The organism is Vibrio sp. 10N.247.311.12 (assembly GCF_041467515.1).
Lineage (GTDB): Bacteria > Pseudomonadota > Gammaproteobacteria > Enterobacterales > Vibrionaceae > Vibrio > Vibrio crassostreae_C.
In genome coordinates this window covers 22,291-38,502 of record NZ_JBFSUV010000017.1, presented here as the reverse complement: position 1 = coordinate 38,502, position 16,212 = coordinate 22,291, and the positions used below count along the sequence as shown (strand labels likewise).

The 16,212-nt window shown below is 45.4% G+C and carries 19 protein-coding genes; 6 read left to right on the top strand and 13 right to left on the bottom strand.

Annotated features, from left to right (window positions below; translation table 11 throughout):
• The first annotated feature begins 65 nt into the window (after positions 1-65).
• Together thiP and thiQ are read left to right on the top strand one after the other, a co-directional pair.
• Entirely contained in the window at positions 66-1,679 is a 1,614-nt protein-coding gene (thiP, locus tag AB6E30_RS09485) for a thiamine/thiamine pyrophosphate ABC transporter permease ThiP (RefSeq protein ID WP_017071294.1), read from the top strand.
• On the top strand, positions 1,679-2,383 hold the full coding sequence (gene thiQ, locus AB6E30_RS09480) for a thiamine ABC transporter ATP-binding protein (protein ID WP_372103375.1): 705 nt from the start codon (positions 1,679-1,681) through the stop codon (positions 2,381-2,383). The genes thiP and thiQ overlap by 1 nt, the downstream gene beginning before the upstream one ends.
• Before the next feature lie 125 nt (positions 2,384-2,508).
• Here thiQ and yjgA read toward each other — a convergent pair whose 3' ends face one another.
• Positions 2,509-3,033, bottom strand: coding sequence for a ribosome biogenesis factor YjgA (yjgA, locus tag AB6E30_RS09475; RefSeq protein WP_017058909.1), 525 nt, complete (start codon positions 3,031-3,033; stop codon positions 2,509-2,511).
• A gap of 118 nt (positions 3,034-3,151) precedes the next feature.
• Here yjgA and pmbA point away from each other — a divergent pair, with 118 nt between their 5' ends.
• Entirely contained in the window at positions 3,152-4,495 is a 1,344-nt protein-coding gene (gene pmbA, locus AB6E30_RS09470) for a metalloprotease PmbA (protein ID WP_017058910.1), read from the top strand.
• A gap of 96 nt (positions 4,496-4,591) precedes the next feature.
• On the opposite strand, the gene mgtE is transcribed toward pmbA, so the two are convergent.
• The 12 genes from mgtE to AB6E30_RS09410 form a co-directional block, all read right to left on the bottom strand.
• Positions 4,592-5,947, bottom strand: coding sequence for a magnesium transporter (gene mgtE / locus AB6E30_RS09465; RefSeq protein ID WP_102394282.1), 1,356 nt, complete (start codon positions 5,945-5,947; stop codon positions 4,592-4,594).
• A gap of 148 nt (positions 5,948-6,095) precedes the next feature.
• Entirely contained in the window at positions 6,096-6,371 is a 276-nt protein-coding gene (locus AB6E30_RS09460; RefSeq protein ID WP_008220439.1) for an HPr family phosphocarrier protein, read from the bottom strand.
• A 2-nt stretch (positions 6,372-6,373) separates the two neighbouring features.
• Entirely contained in the window at positions 6,374-7,243 is an 870-nt protein-coding gene (gene rapZ, locus AB6E30_RS09455; RefSeq protein WP_372103373.1) for an RNase adapter RapZ, read from the bottom strand.
• Position 7,244: 1 nt separating this feature from the next.
• Positions 7,245-7,706, bottom strand: a complete 462-nt coding sequence (gene ptsN / locus AB6E30_RS09450) for a PTS IIA-like nitrogen regulatory protein PtsN (protein ID WP_004738707.1) — start codon at positions 7,704-7,706, stop codon at positions 7,245-7,247.
• A 1-nt stretch (position 7,707) separates the two neighbouring features.
• Complete coding sequence (gene hpf / locus AB6E30_RS09445; RefSeq protein ID WP_009847742.1) at positions 7,708-7,995, bottom strand: ribosome hibernation promoting factor; 288 nt, start codon at positions 7,993-7,995, stop codon at positions 7,708-7,710.
• A 62-nt stretch (positions 7,996-8,057) separates the two neighbouring features.
• Positions 8,058-9,518 (bottom strand): RNA polymerase factor sigma-54, encoded by a 1,461-nt coding sequence (locus tag AB6E30_RS09440; protein ID WP_017058913.1) that lies wholly within the window; start codon positions 9,516-9,518, stop codon positions 8,058-8,060.
• A 54-nt stretch (positions 9,519-9,572) separates the two neighbouring features.
• On the bottom strand, positions 9,573-10,298 hold the full coding sequence (gene lptB / locus AB6E30_RS09435) for an LPS export ABC transporter ATP-binding protein (RefSeq protein ID WP_004735304.1): 726 nt from the start codon (positions 10,296-10,298) through the stop codon (positions 9,573-9,575).
• 2 nt (positions 10,299-10,300) lie between these two features.
• Entirely contained in the window at positions 10,301-10,795 is a 495-nt protein-coding gene (gene lptA / locus AB6E30_RS09430; RefSeq protein WP_017058914.1) for a lipopolysaccharide transport periplasmic protein LptA, read from the bottom strand.
• Positions 10,776-11,339 (bottom strand): LPS export ABC transporter periplasmic protein LptC, encoded by a 564-nt coding sequence (gene lptC, locus AB6E30_RS09425; protein ID WP_017058915.1) that lies wholly within the window; start codon positions 11,337-11,339, stop codon positions 10,776-10,778. Before lptC ends, lptA begins: the two co-directional genes overlap by 20 nt.
• On the bottom strand, positions 11,336-11,893 hold the full coding sequence (gene kdsC / locus AB6E30_RS09420; RefSeq protein ID WP_017058916.1) for a 3-deoxy-manno-octulosonate-8-phosphatase KdsC: 558 nt from the start codon (positions 11,891-11,893) through the stop codon (positions 11,336-11,338). Before kdsC ends, lptC begins: the two co-directional genes overlap by 4 nt.
• On the bottom strand, positions 11,893-12,864 hold the full coding sequence (gene kdsD, locus AB6E30_RS09415; RefSeq protein ID WP_017058917.1) for an arabinose-5-phosphate isomerase KdsD: 972 nt from the start codon (positions 12,862-12,864) through the stop codon (positions 11,893-11,895). Before kdsD ends, kdsC begins: the two co-directional genes overlap by 1 nt.
• Positions 12,865-12,898: 34 nt before the next feature.
• On the bottom strand, positions 12,899-13,864 hold the full coding sequence (locus AB6E30_RS09410) for a calcium/sodium antiporter (RefSeq protein ID WP_372103370.1): 966 nt from the start codon (positions 13,862-13,864) through the stop codon (positions 12,899-12,901).
• Between the two features lie 264 nt (positions 13,865-14,128).
• Here AB6E30_RS09410 and mlaF point away from each other — a divergent pair, with 264 nt between their 5' ends.
• The 3 genes from mlaF to mlaD are packed head-to-tail and all read left to right on the top strand — an operon-like array spanning position 14,129 to position 16,198.
• Complete coding sequence (gene mlaF, locus AB6E30_RS09405; protein WP_102320271.1) at positions 14,129-14,923, top strand: phospholipid ABC transporter ATP-binding protein MlaF; 795 nt, start codon at positions 14,129-14,131, stop codon at positions 14,921-14,923.
• A 1-nt stretch (position 14,924) separates the two neighbouring features.
• Positions 14,925-15,704 carry a lipid asymmetry maintenance ABC transporter permease subunit MlaE gene (gene mlaE / locus AB6E30_RS09400; RefSeq protein WP_017058920.1) on the top strand — a complete coding sequence of 260 codons (780 nt, stop codon included), beginning with the start codon at positions 14,925-14,927 and terminating at the stop codon, positions 15,702-15,704.
• A gap of 2 nt (positions 15,705-15,706) precedes the next feature.
• Complete coding sequence (mlaD, locus tag AB6E30_RS09395) at positions 15,707-16,198, top strand: outer membrane lipid asymmetry maintenance protein MlaD (RefSeq protein ID WP_017058921.1); 492 nt, start codon at positions 15,707-15,709, stop codon at positions 16,196-16,198.
• Positions 16,199-16,212: the final 14 nt, after the last annotated feature.

Sequence of the window (16,212 nt, the reverse complement as noted above, 5' to 3'; positions counted from 1 at the left end):
CTTTCTGTATTTAAAGGTTTGTTCGATGTTAACTGAGCGAACCATTTACGGTAAAAAATCAATCTATGATAAAGAAAACACCTAAGGTTGGGATTTGGGTAGCGATACTCATTACCGCCTTCGTGGTTTCAGCAGTTGGGGCATTGCTTAGCAATGCCCCTTCTCTTGATATCAGCCAAGTATGGTCCGATCCCTACTATTGGCATGTAACGAAATTCAGTTTTTATCAGGCGACACTCTCAACGGTGCTGAGTGTTGGCTTTGCTATACCTATTGCTCATGCGCTGTGTCGTAGACAATTTTTTGGACGCGCTTTGTTGTTAAGGCTGTTCGCGTCGACCTTAGTCCTGCCAGTGTTAGTGGGTGTATTTGGCTTACTTGCGATCTATGGCAATAGTGGTTGGTTAGCTAAGTTTTTGGCGAACTTCGATATTGAATTGCCATTTTCCATATACGGATTGAATGGTATTTTGCTGGCGCACGTTTTCTTCAACTTGCCTTATGCCAGTCGCTTACTTCTGCAAGCGTTAGATACCGTGCCTGCCGAGCAACACAAGCTTTGTGCTCACTTGGGTATGAGTCATTGGAACAAATTCAGATGGGTTGAATGGCCTCGCTTAAGACAGCAATTACCACATGTGTGTGGCTTAGTCTTCATGTTGTGTTTTACCAGCTTTGCTACCGTGATGGCGCTAGGCGGTGGACCTAAATCAACCACTATCGAGCTCGCTATTTATCAGGCGATTAAATTCGACTTTGACCTTCAAGCTGGTGCCTTGCTCGCGATATGGCAAATGCTGCTGTGTGGTGTGCTAGCGGTGAGCATTCAACGCCTATCGAAGCCTATTTCAGTGACGGCCAGTCAGCTGTCGGAAGAGAAATATTTGGTTAAGGACAGCTGGTGGTCAAAAGCTTGGGATAGCTTTTGGATCATCATAGTCTCAATGCTGGTATTGCCGCCATTAGCTATGGTTATCGTCAATGGAATTAACTCGCAGGCATTAACCGTACTCAGCAGCGAGCCGTTTTGGGCGGCGTTAATGACCTCGGTTAAAGTTGCGTCATTAGCAAGTGTTATCGCAGTTGGTATTGGTATCGCCATACTACTGACTAGCCGAGCATGGCGTTTACAGAACAAGAATTTTCGAGCCGATAAAATCGAGCTGATTGGCGCTATTATCTTGGTGACTCCGGGGCTGGTGATCAGTACGGGTATCTTCTTATTACTGCGTTCATTCACCGATGTATTCAGTTTAGCTTTCTTTATCGTGATTGCCGTCAACAGCTTAATGGCGCTGCCTTACGTAATTAAAACCCTAGCTCAACCTATGCTGCATTTGTCTCAGCAGTACCAGTATGTGTGTGCAAGCTTGGGTATGACAGGTTTCACGCGTTTTAGGTTAGTGGAGTGGCGAGCATTGCGTAAGCCGATGGCGCAAGCCTTCTCGATCAGCTTTATGTTGGCGATGGGTGATTTAAGCGCGATTGCCTTGTTTGGTAGCCAAGATTTTAGAACTCTGCCTTTGTACCTATTCCAATTGTTAGGCAGCTATCAAATGGAAGCGGCGGCGGTAGTTTCTGTGAGCTTACTGTTATTGAGTGTCGGCAGCTTTAGCTTAATAGAATTCTTATTTACTCGAAGATCTAAGCTCGATGCTAAAGAATTAAGGAACCGATGATGTTAGTGATGAAAGATGTGGATTACCACTATCACAGAGAGTTGTTTAGCTTTGATTTTCAAGCTGAGCAGGGCGATATTGTTGCGCTTATGGGGCCGAGTGGTGCGGGTAAGTCTACACTGTTGGCGCTAGTTGCTGGTTTCATCGAGCCTACATCGGGTGAGATATCAGTGGCTGGGCAGTCGCTTATTGGTAAAGAAGCACATCAGCGTCCGTTGGCGATGTTGTTTCAAGAGCACAACCTGTTTGCTCACCTTACGGTGCGAGAAAATATTGGTTTAGGTCTGCATCCAGGTTTAAAGCTTACTGCAACCCAAAAGCAAGCTGTGGAGCAAGCCGCAGCGCAAGTTGGCGTCGCTGAGTATTTGGATAGGTTGCCTGAGCACTTATCCGGCGGTCAACGCCAGCGTGTTGCGTTAGCGCGTTGTTTTGTCCAACCTCATGATATTTGGCTGCTTGATGAACCTTTCTCTGCGCTTGATCCTTTGCTGCGTGAAGAGATGCTTAGCTTAGTGAAGCGATTAGCGGCAGAGCGAAATATTACGGTCTTGATGGTGACTCACCATTTAGGTGACGCACGCAGTATCGCGAATAAGTTTGTGTTTGTGGCGCTAGGTAAGGTGTTGGTTGAAGACTCGATAGAGGCACTGACGGCGGATCATCCACAGGTAGAATTAAGCTCATTTGTTAAAGCGGGTGAGTGACGACTCATCACTCCTGTGAGTATTTATTGATATTGAGTGCTTCTTGATATCGAGTGCGTCAAAAACAAAAAGACCTAGCATGTGCTAGGTCTTTTATTCACTCTATGAGTAAAGCGAGATAACGATTAGTCTTCTAGCTTTAGCTCTTTTAAGATTTGGAAGATCTCACGAGAAGACTTTGCAGGCTTGTTCGCTGATTTCTCTTTGTTAGCTTGGCGAGCTAGCTGACGAAGACGCTGACGGTCTGCTTCAGGGTACATTTCCATTACTTCTGAAATAGCCGCATCACCTTCAGCAACAACACGATCACGCAGTTGCTCAAGCTTATGTAGTTCAGCTGTTGCTTGTGAGTGCTTGTTACGTACTTTATCCAAAGCCGCTTGAATTGGCTCAGGATCGACATTGCGCATTACTTTACCAATGTATTGAAGTTGACGACGCTTCGCTTCATTTTTAAAGCGTTGTGCATCTTTAATCGCTTGTGCCAAATCTTCAGACAGCGGAAATTTGTCTAATACAGAAGGCTTTAGACCAACAAGCTCTTCTCCCAGCTTTTGCAGGGCATCCATGTCCGTTTTCATTTCTGTCTTACTTACCCAGATGATTTCTTCTTCTGGTTCCCATGGGGCTTTTTGGTTTTTGCGAGCCATCTTTTCTGCCTATGTCACTATCTCAAACGAATATATTGCCTATTTTAGCAAGAATCTTGGGGAGAAAGCGAAATTCTTGTTATCCTACGTAATATTGACCTAAAAAATTAGAATAGATATGGATGTAAAACAGCAAGTCGCCCAGCAAAGAGTTGAGCTAGAAGCCGCAGTAGCTAAAGCGTTGGATATGGCATCAGTGAGTGCAGACGCAGCTGAGGTCGCTATTACTAAGTCAACGGGTTTAAGTGTTTCAACACGTATGTGTGAAGTGGAAAACGTTGAATTTAATAGTGATGGTGCGCTAGGTATTACTGTTTATCGCGGCCAGAAAAAAGGCAGCGCATCTACATCTGATCTGAGTGAAAAGGCGATTGCTCAAACCGTCGCGGCCGCACTTGATATCGCTCAGTACACTTCTGAAGACCCATTTGCCGGTCCTGCGGCAAAAGAATACATGGTAAAAGAAATTCCAGATTTGGATCTTTTTCACCCTGATGAACCAAACCCTGACTATGCCGCTGAGATTGCGATTGCTGCTGAGAAGCAAGCGTTAGCTTATAGCGATAAGATCAAACAGAGTGATGGCGCAAGCTACGACAGCCACTATGGCGTTAAGGTTTATGGTAACAGCCATGGCTTACTAGCAAGCTATGCTTCTAGTCGTCATAGCACGAGCTGCTGTGTAATTGGACAAGGCGCTAACGGTGAGATGGAGCGTGACTACAGCTACACCGTTGCACGTCACCGTGACGAGCTGTGGACGCCTGAGCGTGTAGGTCAGGAAGCTGCAGAAAAGACCATTAGCCGTTTGGATGCGAAAAAGCTACCAACAGGCCAGTACCCAATTATGTTCGCTAATGATGTGGCAACTGGCTTGATTGGTCACCTTGTTATGGCGATCAGTGGCGGTAACCTTTACCGCAAGTCGTCATTCCTATTGGATCATCTCGGTCAGAAAATCCTACCTGACTGGTTTAACATTTCTGAGCGACCACATATCTTGCGTGGTTTGGCTTCAAGCCCATTCGATAGCGAAGGTGTGTTCACTCAAGATCGTGAAATCATCACTGACGGTGTGCTAGCAACTTACCTACTAACGAGCTATGCCGCACGTAAGATGGATATGACGCCAACCGGTCATGCTGGTGGTATTCATAACTGGTTCGTTAAATCGACCGGTCAAAACTTTGAGCAGATGCTAAAAGAGTTGGGTACTGGCTTCCTAGTCACTGAAGTGATGGGCCAAGGCGTAAACACCGTAACGGGTGATTATTCACGTGGCGCTGCAGGTTTCTGGGTTGAAAACGGAGAGATCCAATACCCAGTATCAGAAGTAACAATCGCAGGTAACCTAAAAGACATGTTTACTCAGATTGTTGCTGTGGGTAACGACGTAGAAACACGTTCGCAAATTCAAACGGGTTCTATCCTGCTTGAGTCGATGAAAGTCGCGGGTGAGTAATTCAATTAAAGCGAATCTGATGAATTAAAAAAGGGAGCCGTGGCTCCCTTTTTGTTTTCTGTATTTCGCCAAAAATTGGCTAACTGCTTATGCTAACTAGATCAGTATGGTCGCTAAGCCTAGGAACACCGATAGGCCAATAACATCGGTTACTGTGGTCAGTGCCATACCGCCAGCAAGGGCTGGATCGATATTCATCTTCTTCAACATCACTGGGATAGTTACACCAGCAATACCTGCGACAATCAAGTTGGTCATCATCGCCGCTGAGATGATGCCTCCCAGTATCCAGTTACCTTTCCAAGCCACCACGATACCACCAATGATAACGGCCCATAGAACGCCGTTTAGGAAGCCGATGGCTGCCTCTTTGAGTAGCAGTTCGCGTTTGTTACTGTCACCGATATGACCGAGTGCCAAACCACGAATCACCAGAGCAACGGTTTGGTTACCCGCAACACCCCCCATCGAAGGCACGATAGTCATCAGAACCGCAATCGCTGCCATTTGATCGAGCGTTGCTTCAAACATGTTTGATACAGATGCTGCCGCCAGTGCTGCGAGTACGTTAGCACCAAGCCACACACTACGACGACGAGCAGATTTTACGACCGGTGCGAAGGTATCTTCGTCATCGTCCATACCCGCCATACTCATCATTGAGTGTTCGGCATCTTCACGGATAACATCAACCACGTCATCGATGGTGATACGACCAACAAGGTGCTGGTTACTATCGATGACAGGCGCAGAAACCCAGTTACGACGTTCAAACAGGCTCGCGATATCTGACGCACTGGTTTCTACCGCGATCGCTTCGTCGGCATCATCCATCACTTCTGAAACAGGGACATCAGGTTGAGTCGTTACTAGCGTGGTAAGTGATAGGTTACCGATAAGACGTTCTTCTTCATCAATAACATACAGAGCATCAGTTGCATCCGGCAGTTCGCCACGCATACGCATGTAGCGCAATACAACGTCAATATCGACATCACCACGAATCGTGATTACGTCGGTGTTCATGATCGCACCCGCTGAATCTTCAGGGTACGACAGGGCAGTTTCAACTAATGCACGATCGACGGAGTCCATTTGAGAAAGGACTTCGCGAGAAACATCGTCGGGTAGGCTTCGAAGTACGTACGCGACGTCATCGGTTTCCATGCCTTCGGTTGCTTCTGCCAAGGTCTCAGGTGCCATTTTTGACACAAGAGCATCTTTGACGTCTTCGTTTAGTTCATCAAGAATTTCACCGTAGTCTTCAGGATCGGTGAGTTGCCAGAGTACGTCACGACTTTTGCGAGGGGAGGCTTCTAAAAGGTGTGCAATATCCTCAGGTTCCATGTCCTGAAGTTGTCGGCGTACGTGAACAAATCGGCCGTTTTCTAGGGCTTCGCTGACTTCTTGGAGGGTTTGGTGAGCTTGGTCGAATTCTAATTGCTCTGCCATATTTTCCTCCTATCTCATTATTCTTACAATGCTTGGAATAGTAACTTAATTCTAGGGCTTATTTAAATCATAAACTTAGGTAGAGCTAAGATTTAATATAGGTTGGTTCACCGTTTGAGTTTGCGGTGTTGTGAGTAAAGCGTCTTAGCTACTCACCCTCATCAAATTTATCTTCGATAAGGTGGCAAACGGCATCAAGTGCTTGTTGTGAATCAGTACCCGAAGCTTGAATCGTGATGTGTTGGCCTTGGGCTGACTCCAGCATCAATAGTCCCATTACGCTGTCTGCGGTGGCACTTTTATCTTCTTCACTATGAATTGTGATAGTGGCATCAAAGCTTTGTGCAAGCTCAACCAACTTTACGGCCGCTCTAGCGTGAAGACCCAAACGGTTTTGGATCAGTACAGTTCGAGTTAATTCCATGGTTAGCCCTGTTGGTGCGTCTCTAAAGAGGCATGTCTGATTTGAACTTGATGACCAAGTTGTTCGAAGTACTCACCAATCTTCTGGGTTAGATAGACCGAGCGGTGCTTACCACCAGTACAACCAATGGCTACCGTTAGGTAACTGCGATTGTTTTTCTCTAACATTGGTAGCCACTGCTCAATAAAGCCTTGAATCTGTTGTTTGAGTTCAATCACTTCTTGATGCTGCTCTAGGAAGGAGTGAATCGGAGCATCAAGGCCTGTCATTGGTCGTAAGTCAGGTTCCCAGTGAGGGTTTGGTAAGAAGCGAACATCAAACACGTAGTCGGCATCACTTGGCAAGCCATACTTAAAACCGAAAGATTGAAAGACGATGATCAGCTCTTGCTTCTCTTTGCCTTCGACTTTAAAGCGCACTTTTTCACTCAACTCGTAGAGGTTGCAGTCACTGCTATCAATCACAATGCTGGCTTGCTCTGCTAGAGGACTGAGAAGTGTCTTTTCTAAATCAATAGCCTGCTCAAGAGAGAGCTTTTCTTGGCCAATTGATAAAGGGTGGATTCTGCGGGTTTCGCTGTAGCGCTTAAGGAGTGTCTGCTTGCTGGCATCGAGGAACAATACATCAACATCGATGTTTGTAGCTGACTCGAGTTGCTCGAGCGTGTCGGTGACTAACTGAGGCTCTTTCGGTAGGTTACGTATATCAATACTTACCGCAACGTTTTGGTTGCTTTCGCGTACCGATTCGACAAAGTTGTTGAGCAGGTTTACTGGTAGATTATCGACACAGTAATACCCCAAGTCTTCTAGGACTCGTAACGCAACACTTTTACCGGCCCCTGATTGGCCACTAACCACGATTAATCGCATGTTATTGCTCGCAAGTTGGCACTTGAATCATGATGTCGTAAAGCTCTTGATCGCTCTGAGCATTACGCAGCTGTTTAAGAGTCTGCTTGTCGTTTAATCGTTCTGCCATACAAGAAAGGGTTTTTAGATGCTCTTTGCATTGTTCGCTAGGAACAAGCAGGGCAAATAGTAGGTCGACAGGACGATTATCAATCGCATCAAATTCGATAGGATCTTGGCATTGCAGTAATACAGCTATCGCTTTATCACTGACATTCATACGAGCATGTGGAATCGCGATACCATTACCAATACCGGTACTGCCCATCTTCTCACGGCTCAACATACACTCAAATAGCTCTGTTGAATCTTGACCGCAGCTTTCTGCTGCGATCTGGCTGATGAGCTCAAGGGCTCTTTTTTTGCTTGTGCATTGGACTGCACTTTTGGTGCAGTCCAATGAAAGTACTTCGCTTAATTGCATGTTAGTGACTACTTAGCTTTTCTTTGTGCTTGTTGAGTTGGCGGACGAGTTTATCAACCAATGAATCAATCGCGGCATACATGCTTTCATCTGTTGCTGTCGCATGGATTTCCCCCTGATTTATATGCAGGGTAGCTTCTGCGATTTGATTGATTTTCTCAACTTTTAAAACAACCTGAACGCTATTGATATGATCAAAGAAGCGCTCAAGTTTGTCGAATTTGGTGTGAACATAGTCTTGCATTGAATCGGTAAGATCAACGTGATGGCCTTGAATATTGATTTGCATAGACTTTCCTTTTCAGTTGGTTGCCTGATCATAGTTGCTAAGTAACTAGCGACTAAATGAGCTTATAGCAGGCGTTTACGCTGACTCGATGGGGCAATGCCCAGAGACTCACGGTATTTCGCTATGGTACGTCTAGCTACCTGAATTCCTTGGTCAGCCAGTAAAGCAGCAATCTTACTATCACTTAGAGGCTTCGCGGTATTTTCCGCTGCGACAAGCTTCTTGATGAGTGCGCGAATTGCTGTAGATGAACATTCACCGCCATTGTCAGTGCTGACATGGCTTGAGAAAAAGTATTTGAGCTCGAAGATGCCACGTGGCGTATGCATGAATTTTTGAGTCGTCACACGAGAGATCGTGGATTCGTGCATATCAACAGCTAACGCAACATCATTAAGAACCATTGGCTTCATCGCTTCTTCGCCATGTTCGAAGAAATCACGCTGATGTTCAACAATGCATCGCGCAACTTTGAGTAGCGTCTCATTTCGGCTCTCTAGGCTTTTAATTAACCACTTTGCTTCTTGCAAATTTGAGCGGATGTATTGATTGTCGGCGCTGTTGCCTTTACTGCCCAGATCAGCGTACTGCTGATTCACTTTCAACTTAGGCACGCTATCAGGGTTAATGGTCACTAACCATTTGCCAAGGTCTTTGAAGACAGATACATCTGGAACCACATACTCAGTTTCATCCGGAGTAATCTTACTGCCAGGACGAGGGTCCAGCTGTTGAATCAGTTGCAAAACTTCACGTAGTTCTGCTTCTTTCAACTTGGTCTCTTTGATAACCAGTTTGTAATCGCGATTGCCGAGTTGGTCGATATGGCTAGTAAGTACTAACTTAGCTTCGTTAAGCCAAGGCGTATCTTGGGGAAAGGTTGCCAGTTGCAGTAACAAGCAATCTTGCAGGTTGACTGAACCGACACCTAGCGGATCAAACTGCTGAATTCGTTTACGTACCGCTTCAATTTCATCAAGCTCGATCTCTTCATTGTCGAAGTTTTCAAGGATGTCTTCACAAGTTACAGTGAGGTAGCCGTAGTCGTCGATGGCATCGATTAATGCAAAAGCGATGCTTCGGTCGGTGTCAGTGAATGGCGTTAAGTCGAGTTGCCAAAGTAGGTAATCGTGCAGGCTTTGAGTGGTTTCGCCTTGATAAACCGGCATGTCGTCATCAATCGCAATACCCGTGTTACCGGTGTTCGCGCTGTAGACGTCTTCCCAAGTTGTGTCGATTTCTAGTTCGTTGCCAATCTCTGATTTTTCGATTAAGTCTGAGCTATCAGGTAAGTCTTGCTCTGTGGCTTCAACAGTTTCTTTTTCGTCACTGCTAGGTTTTTCTTCCGATGTTGGCGTATCTTCATTGCCTTCTTCGACATCGAGTAGTGGGTTAGATTCAAGTGCTTCTTGAATCTCTTGCTGCAAATCTAAAGTAGACAATTGCAACAAACGAATCGCTTGCTGCAATTGAGGAGTCATTGCTAACTGTTGGCCTAGCTTAAGTTGTAATGAGGGTTTCATTCAGTGTGACTTACCTAGTTATTATTCTTAGAACTCTCGATACTCTCTATATAATCATAGACGGAATTGTTCGCCTAGATAAACTTGTTTAACTTGTTCGTTATTGAGAACATCTTCAGGAGTACCCTCAGCGATCAGGTGTCCTTGGCTTACGATGTAAGCTTTTTCACACACGTCTAATGTTTCACGAACGTTGTGGTCGGTAATCAAAACGCCCAAGCCGCGATCACGCAGGTGAACAATGATTTTTTTGATATCGATTACTGAGATCGGGTCAACACCGGCGAATGGTTCATCCAATAGAATGAACTGCGGGTTTGCTGCTAGTGCACGAGCAATCTCTACACGACGACGCTCACCACCCGACAGAGCCATACCATTGCTGGTGCGGATATGTTGGATGTGGAACTCTTCTAGCAGGTCTTCCAGCTTATCTTGGCGTTGTTCGTTGGTCATTTCATCACGGGTTTGTAAAACCGCCATGATGTTGTTCTCTACGGACAACTTACGGAAAATCGATGCTTCTTGAGGCAGGTAACCGATACCAAGACGAGAGCGGCTGTGCATTGGTAAGATACTGATGTCTCGGTCATCAATGCTGATGGTACCTTCATCACGCGCCACCAAACCAACAATCATATAGAAAGATGTGGTTTTACCTGCACCGTTAGGCCCAAGCAGACCGACGATCTGGCCTGACTCTACCTGTAAGCTTACATCGGTAACAACCTTACGTTTACTGTAGGTTTTCGCTAGGTTTTTTGCTTTAAGAACAGCCATCGTTACTTATTCACTTCCGTTGGTTGTAAAACCGTTGACACTCTTTTGTTTTCACCACTGTCAGCGACTAATTTCTGAGAACCGATCTGGTAAGTGATCTTAGAACCGCGAATGATGCTGCCATCTTGAGATAACATCGCATTCTTAGTCATGATCAGTCGGTCGGCAACAAGCTGGTAGTGCAGGTCGTCAGCTTCACCGTAGAGTGTCTTACCGTCGTCAGTAAGCTGAGAGAAGGTTGCTGGCTTACCGAAGCCTTGAATTTCTTCAATCTCACCGTTTACGGCGTTACGAGTAACAATAACCTTATCGGCATTGATATTGATGCTGCCTTGTTTAAGGTTCACATCACCAAGGAAAGTCACTTGGTTACTTTTCATATCCAATTGCTGGCTGTCTGAGTCAATGTAGACAGGTTGCTCACTATCCGAAGACAGAGCATAGACATTAGGTGCCGCAAGGGTCAAAGCGAATAAACTAAGGTGTAAGAGTTTCATATCTACCTTGAACAGAATTAAAGAGGATTGCATTGTTGGTACCGAAGTTACCTTTCATTGCTTGTCCCTCAGTTTCAAAAAATGTACCGATCATATGGACCGGAGTCTCTGAATAAAAATCTCGGCTAGGCAGCTCAACAACCATTTTATCTGTGGTCATTGTATCGAAGCTGGCTTCTGGCAACAGGTTCTTTGCCACGACGTTGTCATAAAACGTGACAACTTGATTCTCATCCATAATCGCGCGATCAGCGGTGACTTGCCATTCAATCGTGTGCCCTTCACGGAATACCGAAAGAACTGGGTTTTGAAAGTGCGTATCGCCAACTACTGAGTAGTGTTCTAAATACGTCGATTCAACCTGATAGCTGCGAATACCGCTTTCGTCGTAGCTAATGTTGTTCAGGCTTTTGCCACTAAACGCGGGCAGCTCCAAATTTGGAGCCACTTGTATCGTTGATGTTTGCTCTTTGTCGTACAAGTAATAGGTCGACCAAGAGGCAATAAATATGAGTATTAAATAGATAATACGAGTAAAACTCATATGCTTAAACCTTTATGCACGTCGAGTTCATTTCTTGCTTGTAAAATAAGGTCACAGACTTCACGTACCGCGCCATGACCACCGTTAATGGTTGTCACGTAGTTTGCACGCTTTGCAAGTAGCGGGTGCCCATCTGCCACACAGACCTTCAAGCCAACTTTTTCCATTACAGGCCAGTCAATCAGATCGTCTCCGATGTAACCTGTATTTTCAGGGTTTACAGAAAGCTTATCGCAAATATCTTGGTATGCCTTAACTTTATCGTCTTGACCTTGATAAATCAGCTTAATGCCTAGAGCGGTCATACGATTCTCAACAATTTGAGATTTGCGACCCGTGATGATCGCGATTTCAATGCCTGCGTTCATCAGTGATTTGATACCGTAACCGTCACGAGTGTGGAAGGTTTTCAGCTCTTCACCGTTGTTGCCCATGTAGATGCGACCATCAGAGAAGACACCATCGACATCGCAAATCAGCAGTTTGATCTCTTTTGCAATTGCAAATACATCTGAATTAACAGTGCCGTATAGAGTTTCGACTGTCTGTGTCATTACATTACTCCTGCTTTCAGTAAGTCATGCATGTTTAACGCTCCGACTAATTTACCTTCTTGGCATAACATCAGGCCATTGATGCTCTTCGCTTGCATCAAGTTTAAGCCCTCAACCGCGAGCATGTTTGGCTCGGCTACCGTCGGGTTTAGCGTCATCACATCACCGATCTGCGTGTTATGGATATCAACGCGTTTGTCTAAGATACGGCGTAAATCACCATCGGTAAAAATACCGGCCATTTGGCCATCTTCACCAACGATTGCTGTCATGCCTAAGCCTTTCTGAGATATCTCTAGTAGAGCGTCTCTTACTAGTGCGTCGGGTGCTACAACAGGAAGTGAATCGCCTGTGTGCATGATGTCGTCGAGCTTCAACAGCAGCTGACGACCTAAAGCGCCACCAGGATGAGACAGGGCAAAGTCTTGAGCGGTGAAGCCTCGAGCCTGCAAAAGTGCAACGGCTAATGCATCACCCATGACCAAGGTCGCCGTGGTGCTTGTTGTTGGTGCTAAGCCCAGTGGACAAGCTTCTTCCGGTACTGAAATTTGTAAATGGATATCAGACAGGGTTGCCATGTTTGATGCTGGCTTGCCTGTCATGCTGATGATCTTGATGCTCAGACGCTTTAACACAGGAAATAGGCTGAGGATTTCTCCCGATTCGCCGGAGTTGGATATTGCAATTACAATATCACCAGGTTCGATCATGCCTAAGTCGCCATGCGCCGCTTCGCCTGGGTGAACAAAGAAAGCCGATGTCCCGGTACTTGCCAATGTTGCTGCGATTTTGTTGCCAATGTGGCCTGATTTACCCATGCCCATCACAACGACTTTGCCTTTGTTGTTCAGGATAAGGTCGCAAGCTTTACAAAAATCATCATTAAAATATTGGTCTAATTGAGTGAGACCTGCAACTTCGGTTTCCAAAACTTGTTTTGCAACGCTGCGGTAATCAAATGGCTGAGACATCAAATACTCCAAGTACGGGAAGTTAAATCAACAATTAAGCCGACATGTTCATTAATAGGTAACTTTGGTAGGCCACGAACGTCACAATTAACACGCCGCCTTCAATACGATTCACACTACGAGATTTTCCTAGTGCCATCACAACAAGTAGTAGCGATACGCCTAGCATTACCCAGAAGTCACGACCCATAGCGAACTCGCTCAAGATCGAAGGGTTTAGGATGCCCGGGATACCCATAACAGCAAGGATGTTGAATACGTTTGAACCAATGATATTACCTACAGCCATATCATCTTCACCCTTCATAACGCCGGCTAGTGATGCTGCAAGTTCAGGAAGGCTAGTACCAACAGCAATGATGGTTAAACCAATGACAAGGTCGCTCATGCCGAAGAACTTCGCGATGATCACAGCGTTATCTACCAGCATATCAGCAGCTAAAGGTAGGACGATTAGACCAATCACGACCCACATTGCAGCCTTAGGGTTACTTACGCCTTCAGGGATCTCTGATTCTTGCTCATCAAGGAAAGCATCGCCGTTCTTTTTCTCGCTGCGGCTGATTTGCAACATAGCAAACAAAAACGCGGCAAAAAGAACAAACAACAACACGCCTTCATAGAAGCCTAAATGGTTATCCCACAATAGGGCGCCCGCTAGCAGAGTGACACCGATCATTAATGGTAGTTCACGACGAATCACGCCTGAGCTAATCGATAACGGCTTGATAAGGACTGTAATACCTAAAATCAGCGCGATGTTGGCGATGTTAGAGCCCAGTACGTTGCCTACAGCTGTATCTGTTTTGCCATCAAGGGCTGCTGTCGCAGAAACCATCATTTCAGGAGCCGAAGACCCCATTGCTAAGATCGTCATACCGATAACTAGTGGTGAAATACCGAAGTTGCGAGCAAGAGCAGCGGCACCGTAAACCAGCTTATCTGCACTCCACACCAAAAAACCTAGACCGATAATAAGAAACGCAATCGCTTCAAGCATGATGATTCCTAAAAAATTAATAAAAACGGAGAATTAACCGCTAATTTTGACCTGTTGCTAGATAAAAGGGAAGTCACTCGGCAAATTAATTACCAGTTAGCAGGCAAGAAAGAGAGATCAATAGATAATTTCCTAATGCTTTCAAATCCCTGCATAGATTCCTGTTTAATATGAATTAATTGAACAGTGCTTTTAATTCTAAAGTAGACTCATTATTATTGCAGCCATAATTGGCGTTTTTTAAAGCAAGGAAACAACAAAAATATGTTGAACACTGAGCTTGTGAAAGTTAAGAACCTCAGCTTCTCACGTGGTGAGCGCGTTATCTTTGATGACATCAGTTTAGAGGTGCCTCAAGGCAAGATAACCGCCATCATGGGGCCGTCTGGGATTGGCAAAACGACTTTACTGCGTTTGATTGGTGGGCAACTGCCGCCAGATGAAGGCGAAATTTGGTTTGATGGTGACAATATCCCTGCATTATCACGTCGAAAGCTATATCAAGCACGTAAGAAAATGAGCATGCTATTCCAATCGGGTGCGCTTTTTACGGATCTCAATGTCTTTGATAATGTGGCGTTTCCGCTGCGAGAGCACACTGAACTTAATGAAAAATTCATTCGTACCATCGTATTACTTAAGCTTGAAGCGGTAGGATTACGTGGTGCTGCGCAATTGATGCCGAGTGAGTTGTCTGGCGGAATGGCTAGGCGTGCCGCACTGGCGCGCGCAATCGCACTGGATCCAGAACTTATCATGTACGATGAGCCGTTTGTTGGCCAAGATCCCATCACCATGGGCGTATTGGTTGAATTGATACGAAATCTCAATCAAGCCTTGGGCTTAACCTCGATTGTTGTTTCTCACGATGTGCCAGAGGTGATGAGTATTGCTGATTGGGTTTACCTCATGGCAGATAGCAAGATTATTGCCGCTGGAACACCTGATGAGTTGTACAACAATAACGATCCGAGAGTGCAGCAATTTTTGCAAGGCGAAGCCGATGGTCCAGTACCATTTAGATTCCCTGCGAAGAGCTTAGAAAAGGATTTGTTTTAATATGATTGTTAAAACTATTGCGGGTGTCGGTAAGCGTACACTTGCGAGCTGTGAGTCATTTGGTCGAGCAAGCCTGATGTTATTTGGGGCTTTGTTTGGCATCCCGCGACTAAAAAACTTCCCCTTATTAGTAAAACAACTTTATAGCGTTGGCGTTCAGTCATTGGCTATTATTTTAGTTTCGGGTCTGTTTATCGGCATGGTGCTCAGCCTGCAGGGCTATGTCGTGTTAATTGACTACGGTGCTGAGGGAAACCTTGGTCAAATGGTCGCGCTTTCACTGTTGCGTGAGTTGGGGCCTGTGGTGACTGCGTTATTATTTGCAGGTCGAGCCGGTTCAGCACTCACGGCAGAGATTGGGTTAATGAAGGCAACAGAGCAGATCTCAAGCCTTGAGATGATGGCCGTTGACCCTCTTAAACGCATTATTGCACCACGTCTTTGGGCCGGGCTTATCTCAATGCCATTGCTTGCTATGATTTTTATGGCGGTAGGTATTTGGGGCGGTCAACTGGTTGGTGTTGATTGGAAAGGCATTGATCACGGCAGTTTCTGGTCTGCGATGCAGTCTTCAGTAGAACTTGGCCGAGATATTGGTAACAGCATGATCAAATGTATGGTCTTCGCTATCACCGTAACTTGGATCGCACTTTTCAATGGTTATGACGCAGTACCGACTTCAGAAGGTATCAGTCAGGCAACCACACGCACTGTAGTGCACTCTTCTCTAGCGGTACTAGGGCTAGATTTTGTTCTTACCGCATTGATGTTTGGGAATTAATCATGCAACAAACTCGAAAATTAGAATTATGGGTCGGCACCTTTGTTATTGCCGGAATTTGCGCAATCTTAATCATGATCTTTCAAGTCGCTGACGTAAAAGGCATAGGTTCGAACCATACTTACAATCTAAAAGCGACCTTTGACAACATTGGCAGCCTAAAAGTTCGTTCTCCAGTGAAAGTGGGTGGCGTCGTTGTTGGACGAGTTAAAAGCATTGAGCTTGATACCGAGAGCTACCTTCCTGTCGTTGAACTGTCTATTGACGGGAAGTACTCACAATTTCCAGATACCTCTAGTGCTCAAATTTTAACATCTGGCTTAATTGGTGAGCAGTACATTAGTCTGGTTCCAGGCTTCATTTTTGATGATGAAGAGATGTTGGTCGATGGTGATTCAATTGAAGACACTAAGTCAGCATTGGTACTAGAAGATTTGATTGGCCAAGTGCTGTATAGCGTTGGTGGTTCTAATGACAGCGAAGCTAAGGAATAAGATAATGTTGAAAA

Excerpts from the sequence above, each read along its gene's own strand:
- mlaF (WP_102320271.1), top strand. The coding sequence starts at position 14,129 with ATGTTGAACACTGAGCTTGTGAAAGTTAAGAACCTCAGCTTCTCACGT.
- mlaD (WP_017058921.1), top strand. The coding sequence starts at position 15,707 with ATGCAACAAACTCGAAAATTAGAATTATGGGTCGGCACCTTTGTTATT.
- kdsC (WP_017058916.1), bottom strand. The coding sequence starts at position 11,893 with ATGACACAGACAGTCGAAACTCTATACGGCACTGTTAATTCAGATGTA.
- mlaE (WP_017058920.1), top strand. The coding sequence starts at position 14,925 with ATGATTGTTAAAACTATTGCGGGTGTCGGTAAGCGTACACTTGCGAGC.
- AB6E30_RS09440 (WP_017058913.1), bottom strand. The coding sequence starts at position 9,518 with ATGAAACCCTCATTACAACTTAAGCTAGGCCAACAGTTAGCAATGACT.
- lptA (WP_017058914.1), bottom strand. The coding sequence starts at position 10,795 with ATGAAACTCTTACACCTTAGTTTATTCGCTTTGACCCTTGCGGCACCT.
- thiQ (WP_372103375.1), top strand. The coding sequence starts at position 1,679 with ATGTTAGTGATGAAAGATGTGGATTACCACTATCACAGAGAGTTGTTT.
- rapZ (WP_372103373.1), bottom strand. The coding sequence starts at position 7,243 with ATGCGATTAATCGTGGTTAGTGGCCAATCAGGGGCCGGTAAAAGTGTT.
- AB6E30_RS09460 (WP_008220439.1), bottom strand. The coding sequence starts at position 6,371 with ATGGAATTAACTCGAACTGTACTGATCCAAAACCGTTTGGGTCTTCAC.
- lptB (WP_004735304.1), bottom strand. The coding sequence starts at position 10,298 with ATGGCTGTTCTTAAAGCAAAAAACCTAGCGAAAACCTACAGTAAACGT.
- kdsD (WP_017058917.1), bottom strand. The coding sequence starts at position 12,864 with ATGTCTCAGCCATTTGATTACCGCAGCGTTGCAAAACAAGTTTTGGAA.
- pmbA (WP_017058910.1), top strand. The coding sequence starts at position 3,152 with ATGGATGTAAAACAGCAAGTCGCCCAGCAAAGAGTTGAGCTAGAAGCC.
- hpf (WP_009847742.1), bottom strand. The coding sequence starts at position 7,995 with ATGCAAATCAATATTCAAGGCCATCACGTTGATCTTACCGATTCAATG.
- mgtE (WP_102394282.1), bottom strand. The coding sequence starts at position 5,947 with ATGGCAGAGCAATTAGAATTCGACCAAGCTCACCAAACCCTCCAAGAA.
- yjgA (WP_017058909.1), bottom strand. The coding sequence starts at position 3,033 with ATGGCTCGCAAAAACCAAAAAGCCCCATGGGAACCAGAAGAAGAAATC.
- AB6E30_RS09410 (WP_372103370.1), bottom strand. The coding sequence starts at position 13,864 with ATGCTTGAAGCGATTGCGTTTCTTATTATCGGTCTAGGTTTTTTGGTG.
- thiP (WP_017071294.1), top strand. The coding sequence starts at position 66 with ATGATAAAGAAAACACCTAAGGTTGGGATTTGGGTAGCGATACTCATT.
- ptsN (WP_004738707.1), bottom strand. The coding sequence starts at position 7,706 with ATGCAATTAAGCGAAGTACTTTCATTGGACTGCACCAAAAGTGCAGTC.
- lptC (WP_017058915.1), bottom strand. The coding sequence starts at position 11,339 with ATGAGTTTTACTCGTATTATCTATTTAATACTCATATTTATTGCCTCT.